The sequence below is a fragment of the Hypericibacter sp. genome (genome assembly GCF_050729195.1).
Lineage (GTDB): Bacteria > Pseudomonadota > Alphaproteobacteria > Dongiales > Dongiaceae > Hypericibacter.
Genome location: NZ_JBOHKS010000146.1, coordinates 1 through 4,737 on the forward strand (window position 1 = coordinate 1; position 4,737 = coordinate 4,737).

Here is a 4,737-nt window from a genome sequence, read left to right on the forward strand (position 1 = left end):
GGCCAAGGCCAGGAACATCCTCCTTTCGGATGGCTGGCGCACCGGCCAACTCTGCTTTATGAACTTGTTGCTGCAGTTAGGTTTCATTTCAGAGTCAATTCGACGCACCGCCGAGCCGCCGGATGCCATTCCCCTCCCCGATATCCGGTTTCGGACTTGATTTCACGCGCTGGCGCTGGGCGATTCCGGCCGTCTCCACCCTGCTGCTCTATCTCCTCGCCGATTTCTTCGCGCAGTGGCTGTTCGAGATTCGCATCGTGCGCAGCCGCATGTTGTGGGATGGCGGATTGCTGCTCGCGGCCTCCTGGCTTTTGTTCCTGGCCTCGCGCCGGGTCTGGGTCTTCCTGATCATCCAGACCTTGCTGGTCACGGCCTTATGGGTCGGAAATCCGGTGAAGATCGCGCTGCTGGGTCGACCGATGATGCCGGACGATATCGATTCCTTTCCGGCGCTGATCGAGGTGCTGGGGCCGCTGGGCTGGCTCGCCCTCTGTCTCCCGCTCGCGATCCTGGGCGGCCTCGTCCTCGCCAATCTCACCTGGCGCGGCATCGCCGCCAAACTCGGGCTGGCCGGACTGGCCGTCCTCTTCGCGATCCCGGTGCTGGCGCCCGCTCCCATCGTCGCGGCGATGGATGAGCGCTTCGGCAACACCACCTGGGACCAGCGCGAGAATTATGTCTGGCGCGGGGCGGCCCTCCACAGCCTGCAGGAGATCACGCGCGAGCTCGCCAGCCATCACCCGAGTCCCACCCGCGCCGAGGCGCTGGCCGCCGCGACCCTGCGGCTGGAGCAACCCTGGTTCGGCAACCTCGCGGTCCCGGCCAAGCCGCGCAACATCTATGTGATGGTGCTGGAGAGCTTCTGGGATCCCTCACTGCTGACGAAGGCCGGCTATAGCGAGCCGCCCTTCGATCCCCGCTTCGAGGCTTTGTGGGAACAGGCCGGCAAATCGACCGCCCTCAGTCCCGCCTTCGGCGGACAGACCGCCAATGCCGAGTTCGAGTTCCTCTGCGGCTTCCCGGTCCATGATTTCACCGTGAAGTTCGAGAGCGGCTTCGACAATGACCTGCCCTGCTTGCCGCAAGTATTGGGGCAGTTGGGTTATCGCACCGTCGCCTCGCACCCCAACGGCCCCGGCTTCTGGAACCGGCAGAACGCCTATCGCCATGCCGGCTTCGAGAATTTCTGGTCGGTGAAGGATTTCGATCTCGACGATCTCACCGGCCCTTTCCTGTCGGACCGTTCGCTCTATCGGCAGATCGCGACGCGGCTCGATCGCGAGAGGGACGATCGTCCGACCTTGAGCTATGTCATGACCTATTACGGGCATTGGTCCTACGATCTGAGCGAACAGCGCCCGGCCGTGCTCACCGCCCAATCGCCGAACGAGCTGGTCCAGCGTTATGGCAGCGTGATCCGGCACAAGTCGCACGAGCTGGCCGACGAGATCGAGCGCATCACTGCCGCCGATCCGGAAGCCATCATCATTGCCTTCGGCGACCATCTGCCGACCTTGGGCGCCAAGTTCGGCGGCTATGTGGAATCGGGCCTGCTGGCCGACCGCTTCGGCGATTTCACCGCGGATCAGTACGCTGTCTCCGATGCGACGCCGCTGATCGTCATCGACGGCAAGCGCGGGCCCTTGCGGGTCGGGTCGGTGCCGATGTTCGAGCTGCCGCGGCTGGTGATGGATCTCATCGGCAATTCGCAGAAGACCCTGTTCGATCTCGCGCGGACGCCGGGCGACCGCCTCTACCGACCGCTGCCGGAAGCGACCCTGGTCTATCGCGGGCGTGAGGTGGCCGAGGTCTGCCGCGACGGCGACAGCGACCCCGAATGCCGCCGCGCCGCCGACTGGCTGGCCTCGGTCGAGCTCCTTGAGCGCGATGTGTTCGAAGGCAAGGCCTATGCCTTGGGCGCTCTCGATCAGCCGCGCCGCTCCTTCGCCCCGTTGCCGGTCGCGAAACCCCAGCTGCCGCCGGTCGAGATGGCGACCTCGACGCCCGAGGGCGACGCCGACACCTCGCTTGTCGATGACGCCATCTCCTCCGGCGCGGTCCATGTCGTGCAGCGCCAGACCCAGAGCGACTGACGGAAGCTCCCGCCTCATGGCTTCGCGGGCACCCTTGCCGCGGCGACGAAAAGCCATTCAACTGCTCGCCGGCTGAGGAAAGCACAAGGCTGGCTTCCCGGCCCATTGGCCTTATCGAGGGATCACGCTCATGACCACCGCCTTCACGACGTTGAAGATCGAGGACGAGAACGGCCTGCGCTGGATCCGCCTCGACCGCGCCAGGAAGATGAACGCTTTCGACGAGCATCAATGGGCGGAGCTGGGCCAGGCGCTCGATGCGGCAGCACAAGACGACGAGGTGCGCGTGATCGCACTGGGCAGCACGAGCCCTCATTTCTCCTCGGGCTACGATCTGCCGGCAGCGCTGAAGGAGCTCGAGGGCGGCGGACCCGACGAGATCCGGCGCCATATCGGCCGCGGCAACGCCGCCTGCTGGAAGGTCTGGCATTCGAAGAAGCCGGTCATCGCCGCGATCGAGGGCTATTGCCTCGGCGGCGGTTTCGAGCTCGCCATGGCCTGCGATTTCGTCCTGGCCGACAAGAGCTCGACCTTCGGCGAGCCCGAGGCTCGCATCGCCGCCAGCGCCCCCTTCCTCATCAGCCCCTGGGTCATGGGCATCCGGCATGCCAAAGAGGTGCTGCTGATGGGCGAGCTCATGAGCGCCGAGCGGGCCGAGCGCATCGGCCTCGTCAACGAACTCTGCGAGCAGGGCCAGTTGAAGGCCCGCGTCCGCGAATGGTCACGCAAGCTGCAGGGCTTTCCCGCCGGGATCTGGGCGCTCAACAAGGCCGCCGTCAATCGCAGCTATGAGGTCATGGGCTTCAGCAGCGCCATCGCCATGGGTGAGGATGCCTTCGTCGAGCTCTGCTTCCTGCCCGATCCTTTCAAGGTAGAGCTGGAGCAGCGGGTGAAACGCGACGGCTTCGCCTCGACGATCCGCTGGGCCCAGTCGCGCTTCGAGTAATCGACGGATCCGAGCCACCCCACCATGGACCGCCTGCCCTCCACGCTTCATCCCGATGGCGACAGCCTGGCCGCGCTGGTGCGTGCCGCGGCCGGACGGTTCGGATCCAAGCCCTGCCTGATCGCGGCCGAGCGGAGCGTGAGCTTCGAGGGTTTTGCCGGCGAGGTCGCCTCGCTGTCGCACCATCTGACGGCGTCGGGCATCCGTCCCGGCGACCGCGTGGCGTTGCTCGATGTCGACAGCATTGATTTCTTCGAGATCCTCTATGCGATCGCGGCCCTGGGCGCCATCGCCGTGCCGCTCAATTATCGCCAGCGCGTGCCGGAGCTGCGCTATCAGATCCAGAATTCCGATGCGCGGCTCCTGCTCGCCGGATCGCGCTATGAAGCCGAGGCGGAAGCGCTGAAGCCCGATCTCGCGCTCGGTTGGCAGCGCCTCGACAGCTTCTGCAGCGAGGCCCGCGCGAAGCATCCTTGCAGCCTTGCCGATCTCACCGGCGTCGAGGGCAGCGCGCCCTTCGTCATCTGCTACACCAGCGGGACCACCGGACGGCCCAAGGGCGCGGTGCTGGACCAGCGCGCAGCCTGCCTGCGCGCCTATAAATTCATCATCGAGTTCGGGATCCGCCCCGACGACATCGTCCATGTGACGACGCCGCTCTTTCATATCTCCGCGCTGGTGATCACCATGACCTGCATGGTGCGCGGCGCCGGCGGGCTGATCCTGCCGCAGTTCAAGCTCGAAGCGACCATGGCGGCGGTGCGCGAGCATCGCGTCACGTTCCTTTCGCTGGTGCCAACCATGCTCGCCATGATGGCGGCAGCACCCGACTTCGGTGCCGCCTGTTTCGGCGACGTCCGGTTGATCGTCTATGCCGGTGCGCCGATGAATCCGCGCCTGCTCCGCGACGTCATGTCGGTCTATAGGGGCGAGATGGTGCAGTCCTTCGGCCAGACCGAGGATCTGCCGCAATCGATCCTGACCATGGCCGATCATCGCGAGGCGTTTCTTCAAGGCGCCAGGCATCTCGATTCCGTCGGCCGGCCGCCGATCGGCGTCGAGCTCAAGATCTGCGACCCGCAGGGCCGCGAGGTTCCCACCGGCGAGATCGGCGAGATCGCCAGCCGCGGCGGCACCGGCATGGTGGGCTATTGGGAGATGCCGGAAGAGACGGCCAAGGCCATAAAGGAGGGCTGGCTCTTCAGCGGCGACCTCGGCTATCGCGACGCCGACGGCTACATCTATCTCGCCGGTCGCAAGAAACAGATGATCATCCGCGGCGGCGAGAACGTCTATCCGGCCGAGGTCGAGAAGGTGCTGCTGGATTTTCCCGGCATCAAGGACGCGGTCGTGATCGGCCTGCCTGACCCGATCTGGGGCGAGATCATCGCCGCCGTGATCGTCGCCAAGGACGGACCGGTCGACCCCGCCGCCCTGGTCGCCCACTGCAAGCGCCATCTCGCCAGCTATCGCTGCCCCGACCGTGTCTTCCCGCGCGACGCCCTGCCCTACAATGCGGGCGGCAAGGTCGACCGGAACCTGTTGCGGCAGGAATACGAAACCGCATAGGGCTGACCCGCGAAGACGCAAATCCCAGGCCTGGTCCATGGGGCCGTTCCCGCCCTTCTGCGACCCTGGTTTTCTCCGCAAATCATGCGGAGAAAACCTTGCAGCTTGCGGAGATTAACCCCTATAATC

General features: G+C 65.5%; 3 protein-coding genes. All 3 read left to right on the plus strand.

The genetic code is table 11. From position 1 onward, the window contains the following. Window positions 1–122 precede the first annotated feature (122 nt). Window positions 123–2,093, plus strand: a complete 1,971-nt coding sequence (locus ACREE8_RS11205) for an LTA synthase family protein (RefSeq protein ID WP_431573078.1) — start codon at window positions 123–125, stop codon at window positions 2,091–2,093. 130 nt (window positions 2,094–2,223) lie between these two features. Further along, complete coding sequence (locus ACREE8_RS11210; protein WP_431573079.1) at window positions 2,224–3,039, plus strand: enoyl-CoA hydratase/isomerase family protein; 816 nt, start codon at window positions 2,224–2,226, stop codon at window positions 3,037–3,039. 24 nt (window positions 3,040–3,063) lie between these two features. After that, the gene (locus ACREE8_RS11215) at window positions 3,064–4,608 is read left to right on the plus strand and encodes a class I adenylate-forming enzyme family protein (protein WP_431573080.1); all 1,545 of its coding nucleotides are present in this window, start codon (window positions 3,064–3,066) and stop codon (window positions 4,606–4,608) included. Window positions 4,609–4,737: the final 129 nt, after the last annotated feature.